General features: G+C 66.3%; 20 protein-coding genes. 10 read left to right on the top strand and 10 right to left on the bottom strand.

The genetic code is table 11. The annotated features are described in order from the left end of the window. Window positions 1–33: 33 nt before the first annotated feature. Window positions 34–2,904, bottom strand: coding sequence for a TonB-dependent receptor (locus HUX88_RS22040; RefSeq protein WP_176363135.1), 2,871 nt, complete (start codon window positions 2,902–2,904; stop codon window positions 34–36). A gap of 181 nt (window positions 2,905–3,085) precedes the next feature. After that, window positions 3,086–5,329 carry an SUMF1/EgtB/PvdO family nonheme iron enzyme gene (locus HUX88_RS22035; RefSeq protein WP_229219464.1) on the bottom strand — a complete coding sequence of 748 codons (2,244 nt, stop codon included), beginning with the start codon at window positions 5,327–5,329 and terminating at the stop codon, window positions 3,086–3,088. Between the two features lie 287 nt (window positions 5,330–5,616). Here HUX88_RS22035 and HUX88_RS22030 point away from each other — a divergent pair, with 287 nt between their 5' ends. The 6 genes from HUX88_RS22030 (at window position 5,617) to HUX88_RS22005 (ending at window position 12,067) form a co-directional block, all read left to right on the top strand. After that, window positions 5,617–6,531, top strand: coding sequence for a sugar ABC transporter substrate-binding protein (locus HUX88_RS22030; protein ID WP_176363134.1), 915 nt, complete (start codon window positions 5,617–5,619; stop codon window positions 6,529–6,531). A gap of 5 nt (window positions 6,532–6,536) precedes the next feature. Next, window positions 6,537–8,096 carry a sugar ABC transporter ATP-binding protein gene (locus HUX88_RS22025; RefSeq protein WP_176363133.1) on the top strand — a complete coding sequence of 520 codons (1,560 nt, stop codon included), beginning with the start codon at window positions 6,537–6,539 and terminating at the stop codon, window positions 8,094–8,096. Then, on the top strand, window positions 8,080–9,105 hold the full coding sequence (locus HUX88_RS22020) for an ABC transporter permease (RefSeq protein WP_176363132.1): 1,026 nt from the start codon (window positions 8,080–8,082) through the stop codon (window positions 9,103–9,105). Before HUX88_RS22025 ends, HUX88_RS22020 begins: the two co-directional genes overlap by 17 nt. 65 nt (window positions 9,106–9,170) lie before the next feature. Next, window positions 9,171–10,193 carry a LacI family DNA-binding transcriptional regulator gene (locus tag HUX88_RS22015; RefSeq protein WP_176363131.1) on the top strand — a complete coding sequence of 341 codons (1,023 nt, stop codon included), beginning with the start codon at window positions 9,171–9,173 and terminating at the stop codon, window positions 10,191–10,193. Further along, a complete protein-coding gene (rbsK, locus tag HUX88_RS22010) occupies window positions 10,186–11,118 on the top strand; it encodes a ribokinase (protein ID WP_176363130.1) in 933 nt (310 codons plus the stop codon). The genes HUX88_RS22015 and rbsK overlap by 8 nt, the downstream gene beginning before the upstream one ends. Window positions 11,119–11,155: 37 nt before the next feature. Beyond that, window positions 11,156–12,067 (top strand): endonuclease/exonuclease/phosphatase family protein, encoded by a 912-nt coding sequence (locus HUX88_RS22005; protein ID WP_176363129.1) that lies wholly within the window; start codon window positions 11,156–11,158, stop codon window positions 12,065–12,067. Window positions 12,068–12,098: 31 nt separating this feature from the next. On the opposite strand, the gene HUX88_RS22000 is transcribed toward HUX88_RS22005, so the two are convergent. Next, window positions 12,099–13,076, bottom strand: a complete 978-nt coding sequence (locus HUX88_RS22000; protein WP_176363128.1) for a GGDEF domain-containing protein — start codon at window positions 13,074–13,076, stop codon at window positions 12,099–12,101. Window positions 13,077–13,218: 142 nt separating this feature from the next. On the opposite strand from HUX88_RS22000, the gene HUX88_RS21995 reads away from it, so the two are divergent. Beyond that, entirely contained in the window at window positions 13,219–13,998 is a 780-nt protein-coding gene (locus HUX88_RS21995; RefSeq protein WP_176363127.1) for a helical backbone metal receptor, read from the top strand. 18 nt (window positions 13,999–14,016) lie between these two features. Here HUX88_RS21995 and HUX88_RS21990 read toward each other — a convergent pair whose 3' ends face one another. The 4 genes from HUX88_RS21990 to HUX88_RS21975 form a co-directional block, all read right to left on the bottom strand. Continuing rightward, window positions 14,017–14,388, bottom strand: coding sequence for an HPF/RaiA family ribosome-associated protein (locus HUX88_RS21990; protein WP_117015437.1), 372 nt, complete (start codon window positions 14,386–14,388; stop codon window positions 14,017–14,019). 69 nt (window positions 14,389–14,457) lie between these two features. Then, window positions 14,458–15,123, bottom strand: a complete 666-nt coding sequence (locus HUX88_RS21985) for a DUF1345 domain-containing protein (RefSeq protein ID WP_117015438.1) — start codon at window positions 15,121–15,123, stop codon at window positions 14,458–14,460. Continuing rightward, a complete protein-coding gene (locus tag HUX88_RS21980) occupies window positions 15,120–16,364 on the bottom strand; it encodes an MFS transporter (protein WP_117015439.1) in 1,245 nt (414 codons plus the stop codon). The genes HUX88_RS21985 and HUX88_RS21980 overlap by 4 nt, the downstream gene beginning before the upstream one ends. Window positions 16,365–16,425: 61 nt before the next feature. Continuing rightward, window positions 16,426–17,454, bottom strand: a complete 1,029-nt coding sequence (locus HUX88_RS21975; RefSeq protein ID WP_176363126.1) for a CDP-6-deoxy-delta-3,4-glucoseen reductase — start codon at window positions 17,452–17,454, stop codon at window positions 16,426–16,428. Between the two features lie 12 nt (window positions 17,455–17,466). Between HUX88_RS21975 and HUX88_RS21970 the strand changes: the two genes are divergently transcribed. After that, entirely contained in the window at window positions 17,467–18,345 is an 879-nt protein-coding gene (locus tag HUX88_RS21970) for an SDR family oxidoreductase (RefSeq protein ID WP_176363125.1), read from the top strand. Here the strand turns inward: HUX88_RS21970 and HUX88_RS21965 are convergent, their stop codons facing one another. Continuing rightward, the gene (locus HUX88_RS21965; protein WP_117015532.1) at window positions 18,346–18,609 is read right to left on the bottom strand and encodes a hypothetical protein; all 264 of its coding nucleotides are present in this window, start codon (window positions 18,607–18,609) and stop codon (window positions 18,346–18,348) included. It lies immediately after the preceding gene. 161 nt (window positions 18,610–18,770) lie between these two features. On the opposite strand from HUX88_RS21965, the gene HUX88_RS21960 reads away from it, so the two are divergent. Continuing rightward, window positions 18,771–19,016, top strand: coding sequence for a hypothetical protein (locus HUX88_RS21960; RefSeq protein ID WP_229213442.1), 246 nt, complete (start codon window positions 18,771–18,773; stop codon window positions 19,014–19,016). A 258-nt stretch (window positions 19,017–19,274) separates the two neighbouring features. Continuing rightward, complete coding sequence (locus tag HUX88_RS21955) at window positions 19,275–19,514, top strand: hypothetical protein (RefSeq protein ID WP_008445950.1); 240 nt, start codon at window positions 19,275–19,277, stop codon at window positions 19,512–19,514. A gap of 70 nt (window positions 19,515–19,584) precedes the next feature. On the opposite strand, the gene HUX88_RS21950 is transcribed toward HUX88_RS21955, so the two are convergent. After that, a complete protein-coding gene (locus HUX88_RS21950) occupies window positions 19,585–19,785 on the bottom strand; it encodes a hypothetical protein (protein ID WP_147330537.1) in 201 nt (66 codons plus the stop codon). Window positions 19,786–19,875: 90 nt separating this feature from the next. Next, window positions 19,876–20,661, bottom strand: a complete 786-nt coding sequence (locus HUX88_RS21945) for a hypothetical protein (protein ID WP_176363124.1) — start codon at window positions 20,659–20,661, stop codon at window positions 19,876–19,878. Window positions 20,662–20,824: the final 163 nt, after the last annotated feature.

Here is a 20,824-nt window from a genome sequence, read left to right as displayed (position 1 = left end):
CAAAAACCCCGCTCGAAAGCGGGGTTTTTAGTTTTACATCTTGTAGTTCAGGCCGATCAGGAACTGGCGGCCGAAACGGTTGGTGTAACGCGGACGCAGCTGATCCGGATCCGGCCCGCCGCCCACGTTGCTGTAGTAGGTGACCTGGGTGTCCAGCAGGTTGTTGGCCTGGACGAGGATAGAGAGGCCCTTGTAGGGGCCGGTCTCGAAGTTATAGCCCAGTTGCATGTCCACGACCCGGTCGGCGGAGTGCGCGCTGATGAACTTCTGCAGGTACACGTCGGTCGAGGTGGCCGTGAACGGCGAGCGGTAGCGTTCGCTCACGCGCGCCGAGAAGCCGTTCTTCTCGTAGTAGGCGGTGGCGTTGAACGCGGTGCCGGATAAGCCGTCGAGTTTGACCTCGTTGCCGGCCTTGTCCTGCAGGTCGCTGCCCAGGCGGGTCGCGCCGAGGATGACGCCGAAACCATCCAGCGATTTACTGATCAACTCGCCGTCCAGCGCGGCGGACAGTTCCAGGCCATGCAGCGCGCCGCCGCTGCCGTTGACCGGCCGCGTGTACGAACCGGTGCGCTGGACCACGATGTCGGCTGGCAGCGTCGACGGCCGCGGCAGGAAGCTGTTGTCGCGCTCGGTGGTGCCGTCGAACACATAGCTCAGCAGCTTCTTGTGGAAGGCGGCGGCGGCCAGGTAGCTGCGCTTGCCGATGTACTTCTCCAGCGACAGGTCGGTGCCGTTGGCCAGCCAAGGCCGCAGCTCCGGATTGCCGCCCGAGGCGCCGGTCCATTCGCCGTAGTGGTCGCCCGGCTTGTCGATGATGCTCGGGGTGCTGGTGCCCGCGCGCAGCTGCTGCATGTTCGGCCGCGCCATCGTCTTGGCCAGTCCGAAGCGCAGCACCCAGTCGTTCTTCAGGTCCGCGATCAGGTTCAGGCTCGGCAGGTAGTTGCGGTAGCTGGCGCCGCCCGTGTGCGGGAACACCAGCTTCGGATCGGGCGTGATGTTGTTGCCGCGATATTCGAAGCCGTCCGAGTTCTGCTTCGAGTGCACGGCCTGCATGCCGAGGTTGCCGTGGAGGTCGTAGCCGGCCACCGTGGTGTCGATGTCGAGCTTGGCGTACGCGGTGGAGATGCGCTCGTGCACGCCGTAGTCGTTGGTCACCTTGCCGCCGAACAGATCCTTGTTCGACACCACGCCGCTGGCGATCACGTCCGGCGCGCTGATGCGCGGCACATTGCCCAGGCCGGCCCACGACATGTCGACCGGGTCGCGCATCGCGGCGGCCGGCACGTCGCGCAGGTAGCCGCCCTTGCCGTCGGAGGCCAGCAGCAGCAGGGTGTCGCCGTTGGTGATGACCTTGTCGCGCTTGGTGACGTTCAGGCCCACGTCGATGCTGCGGAACGGACCGTCGAGTTCACGCTTGGCGCTCAGGCGCAGCGTCTTGAGCGCGTCGGTCAGCGGCCGGGTACGCACGCCGCCCGCCCAGGCCGGCGCATCGCTGGTGTGGTAGCCGTGCGCGTCGCCGAGGACGGTGTTCTTGAAGGTGTTCGGATCGACCGGCGTGAACGATTGCGCCGAGCCGTCGTACGGAATGTTCCAGCTGAACGCGCTGCGCTGCCAGTTGTTGATGGCCTTGTTGAACGGCGCGCCGTAGATTTCGTCGTACTCCTCGTCGCGCGCGTCGCGCGAGTAGCTCAGGTCGGCGATGCCCTTCCACTTGTCGGCCAGTTTGAGCTCGGTGTTCCAGCCCAGCGCGGCGATCTTGTCGCGCCGGCGCGTTTCCGCGTTGCCGATCACGAAGCTCAGGTTGTCGGCCGTGCCGGTGGTGGCGTAGGTGTTGCGGCCCACCTGGGTCGTGCCGACGTTGCTCAGCGTGATGCGGTTGGCGGCCGCGCCGTAGGCGTTGTACATGTTCTCGCGGAAGAAGGTGCCCACTTCCTTGGTGTCGAAGCGCGAGTAGTAGAAGTCCAGCGTGCTGTGCAGGTCGCGGTTGGGCTTGTACTCCAGCACACCCATCAGGCCGGTGCGCGTGCTGCGCTTGGTGTTGGCCGTGGTGTCCCAGAACAGCGGCAGCAGCGCGTGGTTGTAGCCGTTGGCCGGCTGTTGCTGCGGCGGCGCGCCGTCGATGGGGATGCCGATCTGGTCGCGGAAGTTGGCCGTCTGCGTGCGCTTGATTTGGCTGCCGCGGTCGAGGCGGGCCAGGCCGAGCGCCACGCCGATGGTGTTGTCGGCGAACTGGTCGATGTAGGAGGCGCTGAAGCGGTTGCCGATCGGGTCGACCACATCCTTGATGAGGGTGCCGTTCGAGTTCTTTTCGGCGCGCAGGTTGAGCGCCACTTCGCGGCCGCGCGTGGCCAGCGGGCGGCGCGTGTGCAGGTCGATGGTGCCGGCCAGGCCCTGGCCGATCAGCGCGGCGTCGGGCGTCTTGTAGACCACGGCGCCACCGATCAGCTCGGAAGGGAACTGGTCCAGCTCGACGGCGCGCGATTCGCCGGAGCTGACCATTTCGCGCCCGTTGAGCAGGGTGCTGGAGAATTCGGGCGACATGCCGCGCACCGACACCCGGTCCACATTGCCGTCGCCGCCGCGCTCGCCGGTCACGCCCGGCAGGCGGGCCAGCGCCTCGGCGATGCTGGAATCGGGCAGCTTGCCCAGATCCTCGGCCGACACCGCCTCGACGATGGAGGAATTGCCGCGCTTGACGGTCAGCGAATCCTCCAGGCTGCGGCGCATGCCCTTGACGATGACCGTGTTGGTGGCGGCCGGTTCGGCGCCGACCTCGGGCGTCGTTTGCTGGGCGTCGGCCGCGCCGCACAACAGCAGGGTGGAGGCGCAGGCCGCGACGAGGGGCTTGAGCTTGAAAGTACCTTGGCCGCCGTGGTTGGCGTCCTGTGAATAAATGGATTGCAAAGCAGACTCCGTGAATGGTGAAGAGGTGTTCGATAAGTTCCGGACCAGATCAAGACAGCGATCACGTCCGTCGTGGAAAGCTTTCCAATTTGATGTGGATTAGTCCCCTAAAAAATACCGCTGCTCATTAAGATGAGTCGATTTGCGGTTGATAAAAAAGTTCCCGATCGAAAAAAAAGAATCAGCCGGCGTCCTGCGCGCAGCGGAAGCCCAGCGCGCCGGCGCGGTCCTTGGACGGCGCCATCAGCAGGTACTTGCCATGCTCGGTGAGCTTGCGTGCCTGCGGGAAGTACCAGTGGGAGCCGGCCGGCTGGTAGAAGCTGCCGCCGCGCAGGATCGCCGCGCGGGTGTGCTCGTCCTCGAACTCCTCGGTCCACTGCCAGACGGTGGCGACCATGTCCTCGACGCCGAACGGGCTGGCGCCCTTGGGGTGCTGCCCGACCGGCGGCAGCGGCGGCAGCTCGCGCGCCGAGGAGGGCGCCGGCACCAGCGCGGCGTCCCATTCATTGCCCCAGGGGTAGAGGCGGCCGTCGTTGCCCTGCGCCGCGAACTGCCATTCCCATTCGTGCGGCAGGCGCTTGCCGGCCGCGCGGCAGTAGGCGCGGGCGTCCTCGATCGACACCCAGGTGACCGGGCTGTTCGCTTCGGCCGGGCGCGGCGCGCCGCCCTGCCAGTGGCGCAGGAAGTTGTGGGCGTCGGCGGGACGGTAGCCTGCGCTATCGATAAAGCGCTTGAAGTCGAGATTGCTGACCGGGTAGCGGTCGATGTGGAAGGCGTCCAGCCGCATGTGGCGGAAATGGCCGCGGCGCGGCGAGTCTTCCCACGGATATTGCACGTCCATGCCGGGCCGGTTCTCGCCTTCGATCTCGATGCCGGTCACGCGGAAGTCGAAGCTGCCGGCGGGCACGCTCACCATGCCGGCGGGCGCGCCGGCCGCGCGGGCGGTGGCGGCGATGGGGACGATCTTCTGCGGCAGGAAGGTCCAGTCGGCCGAGTAGGCCTGCAGCGGCGTGCGCGCCAGGCCGCTCATGGTCTCCAGCAGCGGAGCGAGCTCGGACGGAATGGCGGCGCCCTCGAACTGCAGCACCGCGCCGTAGCCGCGCGCTTCCAGCGGCAGGTCGATCACGGCCTGGCCATCCTCGATGCGCGGCTGCAGTTCGCGGCCGTTCCACAGGTCCAGGTAGCGCTGTCCGGCGCGGTGCTCCAGCTTGAGGATGCCTTCCTTGACCTGGAACTCGTTGCGGTTGACCAGCGTCCAAAGGCTGCGGCCGGCGCCGGGGAAGCGGCTGGCGTAAATGCCGTAGTGCAGGGTCGGCACATGCGGCGTCCATTGCGCGCTCACCAGCAGCGCCGGCACGGCGCGGTAGATGGTCGAGATGCGGCGCAAGGCCTCGCCGTCGCGCGGCGTCATCTGGTTCCACCAGCCCCAGACGTTCTCCCAGCTTTGCACGCCGACGCCGTTGAAGAACGCCGCCTGGAAGGTGTTGCTGCGGTCGGTGGCCCAGCGGTCGCTGACGTGCGCCATGTGGCGCGGCTCCAGCCATTTCCACTTGCTCACCAGCGGCACGAACGACCCGTCCCAGTAGGCCCAGCTGTGCAGGTTGGTGGCCAGCATGGCGTCGTCCTTGAACGACAGTTCCGGCTCCAGCACCAGCGGGTGGCCGGTGCGGGCGGCGGCGTCGGCGTAGCTTTGCGGCAGACCGTTCATGGTGTCGCCATTGATGCCGTCGGCGCCGATCTCGGCCATCAGCCGCGCGGTCGCGTCGGGCGGCGCCAGGCCCGGATCGCGCGAGCCGGCGTCCCAGGGCAGCGTTGGGAACAGCACGCGCACGCCCTGGTCGTGGAAGTCCCGCACCATTTGGCGGACGGCGTCCGTGCCGCCGGGCATGTCGCGCAGCAGGTCCCACTGGTTGCGGTGATCGATGCCCATGTTCGGATAAAGCGGCCATAGCAGCACACTGTCGATGCCGCCGTAGCGCCGCTTCAGGTCGTCCAGGAAGCGCTGCACCGTGTAGCGCCGGGTGATGGGGTCGTACAGGTAGCGGTCTTCCACCATCGCCTGGGTCTGGATGAAATTCTTTTGCGTCCATTGCAGTTCCGGACGGCGGTACTGCGCGTCGTCGTAGGCGATCGCGGCCAGGTGCTGCGCGCGCCAGGCTTGCATGGCCGCCAGCCAGGCCGGTTGTGCGCCGGCGGTGTCGCGTTTCCAGTTGTTCAGGCGGGCCAGCCAGTCCACTTCGCCCAGGTCCATCTGCGCCGGACCGGTGAGCTGGCTTTCGCGCACCGCGAACGGCAAGGGCTCGGCGGCATGGGCGAATTGCAGCGCGCACAGCGCCAGCAGCGGGGCGCCCCAGCGGCGCGCCGGCCTGGAAGCCGCGCCACGTCGCCACATGCACTTCGGATCGCTCTTTTCGCCTGCGCTCATTGCCAGTCTCCGTCAAATTGTAGTGGTTGAATCAGCCTGTCGCGGTCACGAAATAGCTAAGCAAACGTTTGCGCAAACGTTTGCTAAGGTAGCTTAACTATTTATTGTTGTCAATATAAACATGGGAAAGTTGCAACCCGGTGAACGGAGCCCGTGAATTTCTTGACAATTTATCGACGAGTGGATAATGTAAAAAAACGTTTGCGCAAACGTTTTCTTTTTGCGCGCCCCGCAGGCCAGATGGTTTTATTCGATGGAGACGTCCGGTGTTACCCAGCAAATTCAAGATGGTTGTAGCCGTCGCCACGGCGCTGCTCGCGCTGCCTCCGGCGATGGCGCAGGACAAGCCGCGCGTCGGACTGGTGATGAAATCCCTGTCCAACGAGTTCTTCAAGAACATGGCCGACACTGCGCAAGCCTACCGGGCCAAGCGCGGCGACTTCGAACTGAAGGCGGTCGGCATGAAGGATGAAACCGACGTCGATTCCCAGGTGGTCGCCGTCGAGAGCATGACGATACAAAAGATGAACATCATCGTCCTCGCGCCGGCAGACTCGCGCGCGATGGTGGCGCCGGCGGCCAAGGCGCTCAAGGCCGGCATCATGGTGATCAATATCGACGTCGCCCTGGACGAGGCCGCCAAGAAGAAGGCCGGGCTGGACCTCGCCTTCATCGGGCCGGACAACCGCGAGGGCGCCAAGCTGGCCGGCGATGCGCTGGGCAAGGTGCTCAAGCCCGGCGACAAGGTGGTGATCATCGAAGGCAATCCCGGCGCCGACAACGGCCGGCAGCGCAAGGCCGGCTTCATGGACTCGGTCAAGCAGTACCAGCTCAACCTGGTCGCTTCGCGCAGCGCCATGTGGGGCACGGACGAGGCCAACCAGGTGTTCACCAACATCCTGACCGCCCATCCCGACATCAAGGGCGTCATGGCGGCCAACGATTCCATGGCGGTCGGCATCGTCAAGGCCATCGACGCGGCCGGCAAGAGCGGCAAGATCAAAGTGGTCGGCTTCGACAACATCCCGGCCGTGCGGCCCCTGATCAAGTCGGGCAAGATGCTGGCCACCGTGGACCAGTTCGGCGCCGAGATGGCGGCCAACGCGATCGACCTCGGCCTGAAGGCGCGCAAGTCGGGCGTGCCGCTCAAGGGCTGGGTGAAGACGCCGGTCGCCCTGGTCACCGCCGCCGACCTGAAGTAAGCGGCATGCACGCTTCCATCGACGCGGCCGGCGCCCCCGTGCTGCGCATACGCGGCATCAGCAAGCGCTATCCCGGCGTGGTCGCGCTCGACCACGTCGACCTCGATCTGCACGCCGGCAGTGTGCACGCGCTGGCCGGCGAGAACGGCGCCGGCAAATCGAGCCTGATCCGGGTGCTGTGCGGCACCACCGCGCCGGACGGCGGCACCATGGAGCTTGCCGGCGCGCCGTATCGCCCGCGCAGTCCGCTCGACGCCATCCAGAGCGGCATCCGCGTCGTGCATCAGGAGCTGCTGATGCTGGAGCATCTGACGGTGGCCGAAAACCTGCAGTTCGCGGCGCTGCCGCGCACGCGCCTGGGCCTGATCGACCGCAAGGAATTGAACCGCCGCGCCTCCGAGCTGCTCAGCCTGGTCGGGCTGGAGGACGTCTCGCCCACGCAGACCGTCCACACGCTGGGCATCGCGCAGCGCCAGTTGATCGAGATCGCCAAGGCGCTGTCCGGTTCCAGCCGCATCATCGTGCTCGACGAGCCGACCGCGACGCTGACCTCGCGCGAAAGCGCCCGCCTGCTGGACCTGATCGTGCGCCTGCGCGACAGCGGTGTGGCCATCCTGTTTGTGTCCCACCATTTGCAGGAATTGTTCGCGGTCTGCGACCGCGTGACCGTGCTGCGCAACGGCCGCACGGTGAGCACCGAGCCGATCGCCGCCGTCACGCCGCGCAAGCTGGTCAACCTGATGGCCGGGCGCGACGTGCCCGCGCTGCCGGCGCGCACGCGCAGCGGTGCGTCCTCCGCGGCGGCGGCCCTGCGCGTGGAAGGCTTGCGCTTCCGTGGCCAGGCGCCGGGCAAGGCCATCGATTTCGCGGTGGACCAGGGCGAGATCGTCGGCATCGCCGGCCTGGTCGGCAGCGGCCGCACCGAAACCCTGCGCGCCATCTTCGGCGCCGACCGGATGGTGGCCGGCAGGCTGCTGCGCGACGGCCGGGCCGTCACGGTGCGCAGCCCGGCCGACGCCATCGCGCAGGGCATCTGCCTGGTGACGGAAGACCGCCGCCACGAAGGCCTGTTGCTGGACATGCCGATCCGCGCCAACCTGTCGCTGGCCACGCTCGGCGATTGTTCGCGTGGCGGCTGGCTGCAACGCTCGCGCGAGGCGGCCTCCGCCGAGGTCATGGCGCGCGCGCTGCAGGTGCGGATGAGCGGCATCGAGCAGGCGCCGCGCACCCTGTCCGGCGGCAACCAGCAGAAGGTCGTGCTGGGAAAATGGCTGTTGCGCGAGCCGGCGGTGCTGCTGCTCGACGAGCCCACCCGTGGCGTCGACGTGGTGGCGCGCGCCGAGATCCACCGCCTGCTGCTGGAGGCCGCCGACAGCGGCAAGGCGCTGGTGGTCGCCTCGTCCGACCTGGCCGAGCTGATGGAGATCGCCGACCGCATCATCGTGCTGTCGCGCGGCGGCGTGGCGGGCGAGGTGGCGCGCGCCGACTTTGACGAAACCCGCATTCTTGAGCTGGCTTACAGCGAACTGATGAACTCTGGAGAACCTGATGTCGAAACCGTCTGACACCGCCATCCCGGCGGCGCCCGCACCTGCCGGCGCGGCCAGCCTGCTGCCGGCCCGCCTTCGCGGGCTGCTGCGCGAATCGGGCATCGCCTTCGCGCTGCTGATCCTGATCGCCGTGTTCTCCTTGCTGTCGCCGCTGTTCCTGACGGCCGACAACGTCAGCAACATCTTCACGCAGATCGCCATCAATATCTGCCTGGCGGTCGGCATGACCTTCGTGGTGCTGATCGGCGGCATCGACTTGTCGGTCGGCTCGCTGACGGCGCTGTGCGCGGTCGTGGCCGGCACCGTGCTCAAGCTCGACAGCCTGAGTGTCGGCGCCGCCATCGCGCTGGCGGTGGCGGCCAGCGTCGCGGTCGGCGCCGTGTGCGGGCTGATCAACGGCAGCGTGTCGAGCCACTGGGGCGTGCCGTCCTTCATCGTCACGCTGGGCATGTTGTACGTCGCGCGCGGCGCCGCGCTGCAATGGACCGACGCCCGCTCCATCTACGAGTTCCCCGACCTGTTCAACGAGTTCGGCACCGCCACGGTGGCCGGCATGCCGGCGCTGTTCCTGGTGTCGCTGGCGCTGGTGGGCCTGGCCTGGGTGGTGCTCACGCGCACCGTGTTCGGCCGTATCATTTACGCCATAGGCAACAACGAAGAAGCCGTGCGCCTGGCGGGCCATGATATTTTTCGTTATAAGATCCTGGCCTTCACGATTTGCGGCGCCGCCGTCGGCGTGGCGGCCGTGCTGTACATGACGCGCCTGACGGTGGCCAGCCCCATCCTGGGCGTGGGCTTCGAGCTCAACGCCATCGCCGCCGTCGTCATCGGCGGCACCAGCCTGGCCGGGGGGCGCGGCTCGATCATCGGCACGCTGCTGGGCGCCTGCATCATCGGCGTGCTGGCCAACGGCCTGGTGCTGGTCGAGGTGGGCGACTTCGTGCGGCAGATGATCACCGGCGTGGTGATCATCCTCGCGGTCGTGCTCGACACCTATCGTCTGAGAAAAGCCGCCAGCAAGTAGCCGCAGCGGCCGCATCGAGCCGGCCCGACCAATCAATTAATTCGCAGGGAAGTGAGCAGCAGTCTATGGCCAATATCAAGGATGTCGCACTCCGTGCCGGGGTGTCCGTGTCGACCGTTTCGCATGTCGTCAACGGCACCCGGTTCGTCAGCAAGGAGGCGCGCGAAAGCGTGGAGGAAGCCGTTCGCGTGCTGGGCTATGTGCCCAGCGCCGTCGCCCGCAGCCTGAAGAGCAACAACACGCGCACCTTCGGCATGGTGATACCGAATAACTCCAACCCGTACTTCGCCGAGATCATCCAGGGCGTGGAGGAGCGCTGCTACGCCGCCGGCTACAACGTCATCATCTGCAATTCCAACGACGATCCGGAACGCCAGGCCTCGTACATCCGGGTGCTGGCTGAAAAGCGCGTCGACGGCCTGATCCTGGTGGTGGCCGGCAGCGACGAGATGGTGCGCGCCACCATCGGCGAATTGAAGATCCCGCTGGTGCTGCTGGACCGCGCGGTGGCCGACCTGAACTGCGACCTGGTCGAGGTCGATCACGTCGCCGGCGGCCTGATCGCCACGCGCCACCTGCTGGAGCTGGGCCATCCGCGCGTGGCCTGCATCAGCGGCCCGTCGGGCCTGTCGCCCAGCTCGCAGCGCAACGCGGGCTGGAAGCAGGCGCTGGCCGAGGCCGGCGTCGAGCGCTTCGACAGCGACCTGGTGCGCGGCGACTTCACGCCGGGCGGCGGCTACCTGGCGATGCAGGAGCTGCTCCGCTGCGCGCCGCCGCCCAGCGCGGTGTTCGTGTGCAACGACCTGATGGCCATCGGTGCGCTGTCGGCCGCGCGCGAGGCCGGCGTGCGCGTGCCCGAGCAGCTGTCCATCGTCGGCTTCGATGATATCGAGCTGGCGGCCTATTCGGCGCCGCCGCTGTCGACCGTGGTGCAGCCCAAGCTGACCATCGGCACGCTGGCCGCCGAGCTGCTGCTGGAGCGGGTGGAGGCGCATCGCGACACGCCGCGCCATGTGGTGCTGGCCCCCGAGTTGAAAACCCGTTCCTCGACCGCGCCGTACCGGCGGCCAAAGGGGGCGCATGAATAAAGTTCCTTCCGCCGTCGCTGGCGGCAAACCGGTGGTGGTGGTCGGCTCGCTCAACATGGACCTGGTGTTCCGCATGCCGCGCATGCCGGAGGCCGGCGAAACGCTGCAAGGCCACGGCTACACGACCTCGCCGGGCGGCAAGGGCGCCAACCAGGCCGTGGCCTGTGCCCGTCTCGGCTGCCAGGTGGCGCTGGTCGGCCAGGCCGGCCGGGACGGCTACGGCGACACGCTGTGCGAGGCCTTGCTTGCCAACGGCGTCGACATCCGCCACGTCGGCAGGATAGACGAGGCCGCGACCGGCGTGGCGGTGATCCTGGTGGAGGACCGGGGCCAGAACCGCATCGTGCTCGCCGCCGGAGCGAACGGCATGCTGCGCCCGGCCGATATCGACGCGGCCGGGGACGCGATCGCCGGCGCGGCCCTGCTCATCGTCCAGCTGGAAGTGCCGCTGGCGGCCGTGCTGCAGGCCATGCGGCTGGCCGCGGCCGCCGGCGTGCCTGTGCTGCTCAACCCCGCGCCCGCGCAGGCCTTGCCCGATCAGTTCTGGCCCCTCATCGATATCCTGGTGCCCAACGAAAGCGAGGCGGCCCTGCTGACCGGGATGGACGTGGCCGACGTGGCCAGCGCCTGCCGGGCCGGCGAGCAGCTGCGGGCACGCGGCGCGCGCCGCGTGCTGATCACGCTCAGCGACAAGGGCGTGGTGCTGCTGGACGAGCAGGGACCACGGCACCTGCCTGCGCGCGCGGTCAGCGCGGTCGACACCACGGCGGCCGGCGACACCTTCATCGGCGCGCTTGCGACCGCGCTGTGCGAAGGCCTGACGCTGGACGAGGCGGCCGCCTTCGGCCAAAGCGCCAGCGCGCTGTGCGTCACGCGCGCCGGCGCCCAGCCATCGATCCCGTACCGGCACGAGCTTGCGCCGTGATGCCCACCTGTCACCCACCCAGAAAGAGGAAGTCCCCATGCCCACAGCCTTGCGCCGCAAGACACCTATCCGCTTGTTGCGGCTTTCCGCCTGCCTCGCCGCCTTGTTCGGCGTCCACGGCGCCGGCTGCGCGCAGGCGCTGGCGATCGATGTGATGTCCTTCAATCTCAGGGTGCCCGTCGATCCGGCGCCGCATGACTGGGCGTCGCGCAAGGCGCGCGTGGCCGGGCTGGTGCGGCAGCAGCATCCGGATTTCCTGGGCGTGCAGGAAGCGGTGCCGGCGATGATCGCCGACCTCAACCTTGCGCTCGACGAGTACGCCAGCATCGGACGCGGGCGCGAAGCCGATGGCGGCGGCGAGGGCACGCAGATCTTCTACCGCAAGGCGCGCTGGGATCTCGACGCGGCCGACCAGGGCACGTTCCAGCTGTCGTCCACGCCGGAGATCGTCGGCTCCAACGACTGGGGCATGCAGTGGCCGCGCATCGCCACATGGGCGCATCTGCGCGAGCACGCCAGCGGGCGCGGCCTGTATGTCTACAACACCCATTTCCCGTTGAAGCCTGAGGAGCGCGAGCGCGCGGCACTGCTGATCGCCAAACAGATCGCGGCCCGCAAGCATGCGGGCGACCCGGTCGTGCTCACCGGCGACCTGAACGCGTGCGAGCAGGAACCGGCGGTGCGCCACCTGCTGGGCCGGGAAGGTTCGCCGCTGGCGCTGCGCGACAGCTACCGCGTGCTGCACAGCGGCGCCGACGTCGGCAGCTTCCACGCGTTCGGCAAGGAAAAGAACCAGTGCCGCATCGACTACATCATGGTGCCGCCCGACGCCAGCGTGGTGCGGGCCGAGGTGCTGATCGACGGGCAGGACGGCAAAGGCTATGCGTCCGACCACTACGCGGTGACGGCCACGCTGAAGCTGGGCACCGGCCAGCCGGCCCCGCGCTGAGCCGACGCCGCACGCTGCGGGCGGCTCGGGCCTACGCCTGGTGATGAACCACGCGGTTGCGGCCCTGGTCCTTGGCGCGGTACAGCGCGCCGTCGGCGGCCGCGATCAGCGCCTGCTCGTCCTGGCCCGGCTGCAGCGTCGCCACGCCGAACGACGCGGTGATCTGCGGCAGCGGCACGCGCATGTCGGCGAACACCACGGCCTGCTGCATCCGTTCGCACAGGCGCTCGGCCACCGCGACGGCGACCTTGTCGCTGGTATCCGGCAGCAGCACCATCATTTCCTCGCCGCCGTAGCGCACCGCGAAATCGGTCGGACGCAGCGCGCTGCTGAGCACGTGCGCGGCGGCGCGCAGGGCCTGGTCGCCGGCCAGGTGGCCGTGGCTGTCGTTGAATTGCTTGAAGTGGTCGAGGTCGATCATGATCAGCGCCAGCGGCGCGTGCGAACTTTGCGCGGTGGCCACCATGGTCGGCAGCAGGTCGTTGAGCCAGGCGCGGTTGTACAGCCCGGTCAGGCCGTCGATCATCGACAACTGGCGGTAGAACTCGCCCAGCTTCTGGCGCCGGCGCAGCTGCGCGTTGGCGGCGCGGATGCGGAAGGACAGCAGCCGCAGCAGGTTGCGCGCCAGCACATTCGATTCGTCGATCAGTTTCCAGACGATGTCGGCCTCGATCACCAGCACTTCGCTCCGCTCCAGCGCGGTGATGCTCGACAGGTTGGCTTCCTCGTCCAGCACCGATTGTTCGCCCACGCTTTCGCCCGGCAGTATCTTGCTGACGGTGCCGTCGGCCATGCCGGTGCGGGTGTCGGTGGCGACCGACAAGGATCCGCGCAGCACGATGTACAGGCGGGCGCGGTTGGATTCGGTGACCGCCTGGTCGGCTTCCAGTTGCATGACGGGGCAGGGCGCGAGCAGCTTGGCGATGGTGGCGTCTTCATCGGCGTTGCGCAGCAACTGCAGGTCGCCGATCTGGTAGCGGGAAGCGCCGAATGTGCTGATTTGTTTCAAAATGGTCTTTCAGGATGCTGATGGGCAAGCACGGTAATCATAGCTGAACTGAACTGTGCCCTGTGTAAATTTCATCCCGCAGTTGTTGCACGTTGTATCCGCAGATGCTTCAATGTCGCATTGCCCACATTGAGACAACAACATGGAATATACCGACGCGCTAGACGCGACGCACCGGCCCGATCCGAACGCGCGCATCGTCTCGCTGGTGCCGTCGATCACCGAGCTGCTGTGCGACCTGGGCCTGGCCGCGCAGCTGGTGGGGCGCACCGGCTTCTGCATCCATCCGGCCGATGTGGTGCGGGCCATCCCCAAGGTCGGCGGCACCAAGGATGTGAACATCGACAAGATCCGCAAGCTGGCGCCGACCCATCTGGTGGTCAACATCGACGAGAACGAAAAGCCGACCGTCGAGCTGCTGGCTGAGTTTATTCCCAACATTGTCGTCACCCATCCGCTGCGCCCGCGCGACAACCTGGCGCTGGCGCGCCTGATGGGCGGGGTGTTCTGCCGCGAGCAGGCTGCCGAAGACTGGTGCGCCGCGTTCGAGGCGGAATATGCCTTGCTGCGCGCCATGCCGCCGGGCCACCCGCAGACCATGTTGTACTGCATCTGGCAGGATCCGTGGATGACGATCTCGCGCGACACCTACATCGCGCGCATGCTGGAGGAAATCGGCTGGAGCGTGCCGGACCTGGGCGAGGTGCGTTATCCGCGCTTCGAGTGGTCGGCGGAATTGCTGGCGAAAGTGGATGGGGTGTTGCTGTCGAGCGAACCGTACCGCTTCACGGAAGCGCACGCGGACGCGCTGGAAAAACAGATCGGCAAGCCGGTGTTGCTGGTCGATGGGGAGATGATGTCGTGGTACGGCAGCCGGGCGCTGCAGGGACTGAGGTATTTGCGGGAGCTGGCACGGCGCTAGCTCCCGCCCCCATGTGAATTATTCGGTGTCTTCCGCGTCGGCTTCAGCCGGCACGGCGCCGTTGGCTTGACGCTTGTCCTTGTCATGCAGGCGGCCCAGGGCGCTGTCGATGGCGCGCTTGAGTTTTTCCGCCGAACCGCCTATTGCTTGATGCAGCGTGGCGGCGTGATCGCTGACGGCGATCGGTTGATACCCGGTGACGCGGGCTTCCATCAGGCAGCGGTTGTCGCCGTCGGCCGATTTCTGCACCAGGTTGTCGCTCAGGTGCACTTCGACGCGGGTGATCTGTTCGCCGAAGCGGTGGAGGGCATTGCTCACGACCGTTTGTACATGTTCATCCAGACCGGCGTGGCGGTCGATGGTTTTGTCGGCATTGATATTGATTTGCATACGCTTGCTCCTGTTTGTTGAACTGCAATTCAATATTACTCCTTTTCGCCTTAGGTTCGCGTTAAGTCGCTAACCGTTGATGAGCGAAGCGGCAATATTGATCGACAGCCCGAGGATGGCCAGGTTGTAGAAGAAGCACAGCACCGACTGCGCCAGCACCACCTGGCGCATGGCCCGGCCGCACACGGCCACGTCCGAGGTCTGCACCGCCACCGAGACGGTGAACGAGAAATACAGGAAGTCCCAGTAGTTCGGCGTCAATTCCTGGTCGGGGAAATGCAGCGGCTTTTCGCCGTCGTTCTTGATGTAGTACAGATGGGCGTAATGCGAGCAGAACATGGTGCCGATCATGAACCACGAGCCGGTCAGCGTCAGCACCACGAAGCCGTAGTGGTAGACCATGTCGGCCGGCCGCGAGTCCTTCAGCGTCGACAGTTGCGAGATGATGGCCACCAGGCTGATCATGATCACCAGCGACAGCATGGCCAGGATCACCGGTCCCTTTTCGTCCTGGCGGCAGGCGGCGCGGCGGATGTCGTGCTGGTCGGCGCGCACCATCATCCAGGCCATCGACAGCAGGTAGGTCCAGACCGTGACGTTCCACGCCGTCAGCAGGCGCGCCGTCAGCTGCCAGGCGTGCGGCAGCAGCGGGGCGGTGATCGCGCCCAGCGCGATCGCCAGGCTCAGGTGCGGGCGGCTGTGGATGATGCCCGGCAGGCGTATGCGTAGAGTCATGATTTTTCCTCGTGGGGGAAGCGGTCCATGTGCGACAGGACGGGGAACAGCACGGTCCAGATGCCGGTCACGGCCAGCGTGGCGGCGCCGCCGAACAGCACGGCGCGGGTCAGGCCCATCCAGCCGGCGGTCAGGCCCGACTCGAACTCGCCCAGTTCGTTCGAGGCGCCGATGAACACCGAGTTGACCGCGCTGACGCGCCCGCGTATCGCGTCCGGCGTTTCGTACTGCACCAGCAGGTGCCGCACGTAGACGCTGATCATGTCGCCGGCACCCATCACGAACAGCGCGGTCAGCGCGACCAGGAAGGTGGAGGTGGCGCCCAGCACCAGCGTGCCGGCGCCGAACACCGCCACGCCGCCCAGCATCCACGCGCCAACCCGGCGCGTGATCGGGTGGAAGGCCAGCGCGATCGAGCACACGGCGGCGCCGGCGCCGGGCGCGGTGCGCAGCAGGCCGAGGCCGGTCGGGCCGATGTGCAGCACGTCGTGCGCCAGCGCCGGCAGCAGCGCGGTGGCGCCGCCGAACAGCACGGCGAACAGGTCGAGCGAGATCGCGCCCAGCACCACCGGCTTGGACCAGACGAAGCGCAAGCCTTCCAGCACCGTGTGCCAGGTGGCGGGCTCGCGGTTGCTGGGCTGCTTGACCGATTTGACCAGGCACATCAGGATCACCGCGGCCAGCAGCAGCGCCGAGGAAATCATATAAACCGTTTTCGGGCCGGCCAGGTAGAACAGGCCGCCCAGCGTGGGGCCGAGGATGACGGCGACATGGAAGCTCGACGAGCTCAGCGCCACGGCCTGGCTGAAGCGCTCGGGCGGCACCAGGTTGACCAGCATGGCCTGCGTGGCCGGCCCCATGAAGGCGCGCGCGCTGCCGAACAGCACCAGCACGGCGAACACCGGCCACACCGCGCTCAGTCCGACGACCGTGAAGGCCAGCAGCGCCAGGCCGCACAGCAGCTGCGCGCCCATCGCCAGCGCGATCAGCAGGCGGCGGTTGTAGCGATCGGCGGCGTGGCCGGCGATCAGGATCAGCAGCAGGAAGGGCGCGAACTGCGCCAGGCCGATCAGGCCGAGGTCGAACAGGTTGTGGGTCAGCGCGTACACCTGCCAGCCGATGGCGACGTTCTGCATCTGGACGGCCAGGGTGGCCAGGGTGCGGGCGGTGAGGTAGAGCGAGAAGTTACGGTGGCGCAGGACGCCGAAGCCGTTGGAGGAAGGTGCTGTGCTGTCGGACATTGTCGCTTTCAAGGAGCGGAGCCGGGGGCTCCGCCCCTTTGTCCGCTCCCGGTGGGGATGTTCAGGGCTGGTGGATGTCGGCTTCGGTGGTGAAGGCGTCGGCGTAGAATTCGTCTTCCGGCAATTGGCACTGGGCGACAAAATCGCGCTTGGCCGATTCGACCATGATGGGCGCGCCGCAGGCGTACACCTGGTGGCCGGACAGGTCGGGCAGGTCGGCCATGACGGCCGCGTGCACGAAGCCGGTGCGGCCGCTCCAGTTATCTTCCGGCAGCGCCGACGAGATCACCGGCACATAGGTGAAGTTCGGCAGGATCGCTTCCCACTGGCGGCACAGCGCGTCCATGTACAGGTCCTGCGGGCGGCGGCCGCCCCAGTACAGGGTCATCGGACGGGCCGAACCCTGCGCGCGCAGGTGCTCGATGATGGCCTTGATCGGCGCGAAGCCGGTGCCGGAGGCCAGCAGCACCATCGGCTTGTCGCTGTCCTCGCGCACGAAGAAGGTGCCCATCGGGCCTTCGAAGCGCAGGATGTCGCGTTCCTTCATGGTGCTGAACACCTGGTCGGTGAACAGGCCGCCCGGCAGGTGGCGGATGTGCAGGCTCAGCGGCTGGTCCTGGTCCGGCGGCGAGGCCAGGCTGTAGCTGCGGCGCTTGCCGTCGCGCAGCATGAATTCGATGTACTGGCCGGCGCGGAACTTGAGCGTCTCGTTGGCCGGCAGTTGCAGCGTCATCACGACCACGTCCGGCGCCAGTTTTTCCAGGGTCGCCACGCGCGACGGCATCTTGCGGATCGGGTAGTCGTCGCTGCCGGCCACTTCGCGCACCTCGATCACCAGGTCTTGTTGCGCGGTGGCGCAGCAGAACAGCGAATAGCCGGCCGCTTCCTCGTCCTTGGTCAGCGCGCGTTCCTGGTGCGCCTTGTGCGTGACCGAGCCGGACAGCACTTTGCCCTTGCAGGAACTGCAGGCGCCGTTCTTGCAGCCATAAGGCAGGCCGACGCCGGCGCGCATGGCCGCGGCCAGCACGGTTTCGTCTTCCTCGCAGCTGAATTGATGGCCGCTAGGCTGTACAGTGATTTGAAACGTCATACAATCCTTCAGATGAAAAAACTTACTATTCAAAAATTCAAGCTGCCGCGCCTGTTGATCGTGGGCTGCGGCGACGTCGGCATGCGCCTGTTGCCGCTGCTGCGCCCGTATTTCCGCGTGTTCGCCACGACCAGCCAGCCGTCGCGCTGCGCCGAATTGCGCGCGCTGGGCGCGGTGCCGCTGGTGGCCGACCTGGACCAACCCGCCACGTTGCGGCGCCTGGCCGGCCTGGCCAGCCGCGTCGTGCACCTGGCGCCGCCGCCCGCCGAGGGCGCGCTGGACCGCCGCACGCGCAATCTGACCGCCATTTTACCTGAGCATGCCCGTCTGGTTTATGTCAGCACCACCGGCGTCTACGGCGATTGCGGCGGGTTGTTGTTTGACGAGAGCCGTCCGGTGGCGCCGAGCAACGCGCGCGCCGTGCGCCGGGTGGACGCCGAGCAGGTGCTGCGCGGCTGGGCGCGCCGCGCCGGCGGCCACTTGTCGATCCTGCGGGTGCCGGGCATCTACGCCGCCGACCGCCTGCCGCTGAAGCGCCTGCAGGCCGGCACGCCGGCGCTGGTCGAGGAAGAGGACGTGTACACCAACCACATCCACGCGGACGACCTGGCCGCCATCATCGCCCGCGCGCTGTTCCGCGGCTTGCCCAACCGTGTGTATCACGCGGTGGACGACAGCGACATGAAAATGGCGGCGTATTTCGACGCGGTGGCGGACGCCCACCAGTTGCCACGCCCGCCGCGCCTGCCGCGCGCGGAGCTGCGGCAGGTGGTGACGCCGGCCTTGCTGTCGTTCATGTCGGAATCGCGGCGCCTGAGCAACGGGCGCATCAAGCGCGAACTGGGCGTGCGCTTGCGCTACGCCACGGTGGCGCAGCTGCTGGAGGGGTGATCAGGCGCGTGGCGGACGCTTCTTCTGCTGCACGCGCTGTTGCTGCTTCTTCTGGGTCTGCACCTTGTTTTGCTTGGCTTCGTACAGGGCGACGGCGTCCTTGCGGGCCTGCTCCGGCGTGCGCAGTTCCGGCACGTCGTCGTGGGTGACGAAATATTCGGCGTCCTGGGCGTCGACCACCAGCTTGATGGCGGCGGCGTCGTCGAGGTCATAGATTTCGTGGAGCAGGGTGGTTACTTCGTCGAGGAATTCTTCGTAGGTCATGGGCATGTGTAAAAGCAAGTAAAGACGGGGCGAAACTTGCACTTATGCAAGCCACTTCCGGGGTGTTTGTGCCAAAATGGCAACGCAATTTGTATGAGCCATATCAATCAAGTCCGCACATGATACGATATTGTTAGCTATCTCACGAAGGAGCCATGTGTATGACAGCCACTTCCCATCCTAGCAAGGAGCAGGTCCGTGCCTACATGCACCAGCGCGAATGCGACCGCCGCCCTCCGCCCACCCCCGACGAGATCCGCCGCCAGCTAGGCTGGCACTATTATTCGTACGACAACGGTTTTCCAGCATCGTCCTCCATCCTCCTCCCTGGCACGATCGCCCAACTGGCCGCTTTACTGGCCGTTGAATGGTGTTTCCGCGCCGCCGCCATCGGCCGTTCCAACTGACTTTACCAATATTTATACCTTTTCTTGTAACAAAAATCTTCCTAGCACAAGAAATAGGGGTAGAATCTCTCTAAATCTCACAGAAATGTCTGATGAGTTAGCCGTTCGTTAACGTAAACGTGTATTATCTCGGCTAAGCACTAAAAACCGGCATAAATGTCTGTGTTTTGTAGTGCTTCATTGGTAATAGAGCTAAAAATTTTTTTTACCCATGTGTCGTTTTTTGCCAAAGACGGCCAGAACCTACTGAAAAACATTATGTCTATCAAAGAAATCACCGCATCGCCGACCTACAACCCGAACCGCGTGCTGGACGCCATCATCGAAAAGTTGCAACTGAAAAACGATGCGGCCCTGTCGCGCGCGCTGGAAGTAGCGCCACCGGTCATCAGCAAGATCCGTCACAACACGCTGCCTATCGGCGCGACCATCCTGATCCGCATGCACGAGATCAGCGATTTCAGCATTCGCGAACTGCGCGAACTGATGGCTGCCTGATAGCCACGAAGAAAACGGCGCGGACCTCTCGGTAACGCGCCGTTGTCTTATGGGGCTGGTCTCGGCTGAATCAGGCCGAGGTGCTGATGGTGGTGCCGATGCGCTGGCCGCTGGTGTTGACGGTCGGCGCGGCAGCCACCTGTGGCGGCGCCGGCGGAGCCGGCGGCGTGACGCGTTCGGCGGGTTTGTCCGCCGCCTTCACCGGCTCAGGCTGGCGGGGCGGCGTCGCTTGTACGGCGGCGGTACTGGAAGCTACGGTATTGACAGCCATGATGATCTCCCGTCATCCATAAATATCCCCACAGTATGCCACTTATTTGAGCAGCCCGCCTGTTTGCTTTGCCGCGCGCGACGCCAGCGCTCAGGCCGACGGCGTCAGGCGTGGGCGGTCGCTGTAGAAGCTGGCGATGCGGGCCTGCTCGATGATGGCGTTGGCGTCGGCCGCCGTCTGCAGGCCTTCCGCGACCTTGCCGGGAGCTGCCGAGTAAGCCGTCACGCCGGGGGCCGCCGAGTAGGCGGTCTTGGCGCCGGCGCCCGGGGCGGCCGAGTACGCGGTGTTGGCGGCCACGCCAGGCGCTGCCGAGTAGGCGGTCTTGGCGGCGACGCCAGGTGCGGCCGAGTATGCGGTCTTCGCGGCCACGCCAGGCGCTGCGGAGTAGGCGGTCTTGGCGGCAACGCCCGGGGCGGCCGAGTACGCGGTATTGGCGGCGACGCCGGGCGCGGCCGAGTAAGCCGTCGCGCCAGGGGCGGCCGAGTAGGCCACGTCCTGATGCATCGCGCCGCGCAGGTAGGACTCGCCGAAAGTCTCTTCATACAGTTCCTGCATCCGGTTGCCCAGGCGTTCGTGCGCCTCCAGGTCGTCCTCGCCGCGCAGGCCGATGTACGGGAAGTGGTGCAGGAAATAGCCGAACACCGCTTCGCAGTCGACCGCGTATTTCATCGTGTCCAGGATGTGGTAGTGCCAGAAGGTGTCGACGTCAACCAGCGGCGCGGTCTGTTCGTTCGGGAACTGCTTCATCAGGAACAGGAAGCGGCGATATTCGGTTTCGATGGCGTTGGCGCGTTCCAGCGACCAGCCTTCGCCGGACTCCTTATGCATCAGCTTGACTTTGATTGGTTCCAGGTCCAGTGCGTTGATGACATTCATGGGCATTTCCTTTGCGATGGTGAAGCGGGTTGAAAAATCGAAACAAGTTTGATTTTTATCCGGCGCGCAAGCGGTCCCTTTGATTTTTATCAAGCTTTTGTCGGGAAAATCCTATCGCGATGGGAAAGCGCTGACATTTCATGCGGCGGTGGCGGTGGCGGTG

This window comes from Duganella sp. BJB1802 (assembly GCF_013369445.1).
GTDB classification, from domain to species: Bacteria; Pseudomonadota; Gammaproteobacteria; order Burkholderiales; family Burkholderiaceae_D; genus Rugamonas; species Rugamonas vulcania_A.
The sequence above is the reverse complement of the archived record's forward strand: the minus strand, read 5'-3'. Positions and strand labels throughout refer to the sequence as shown.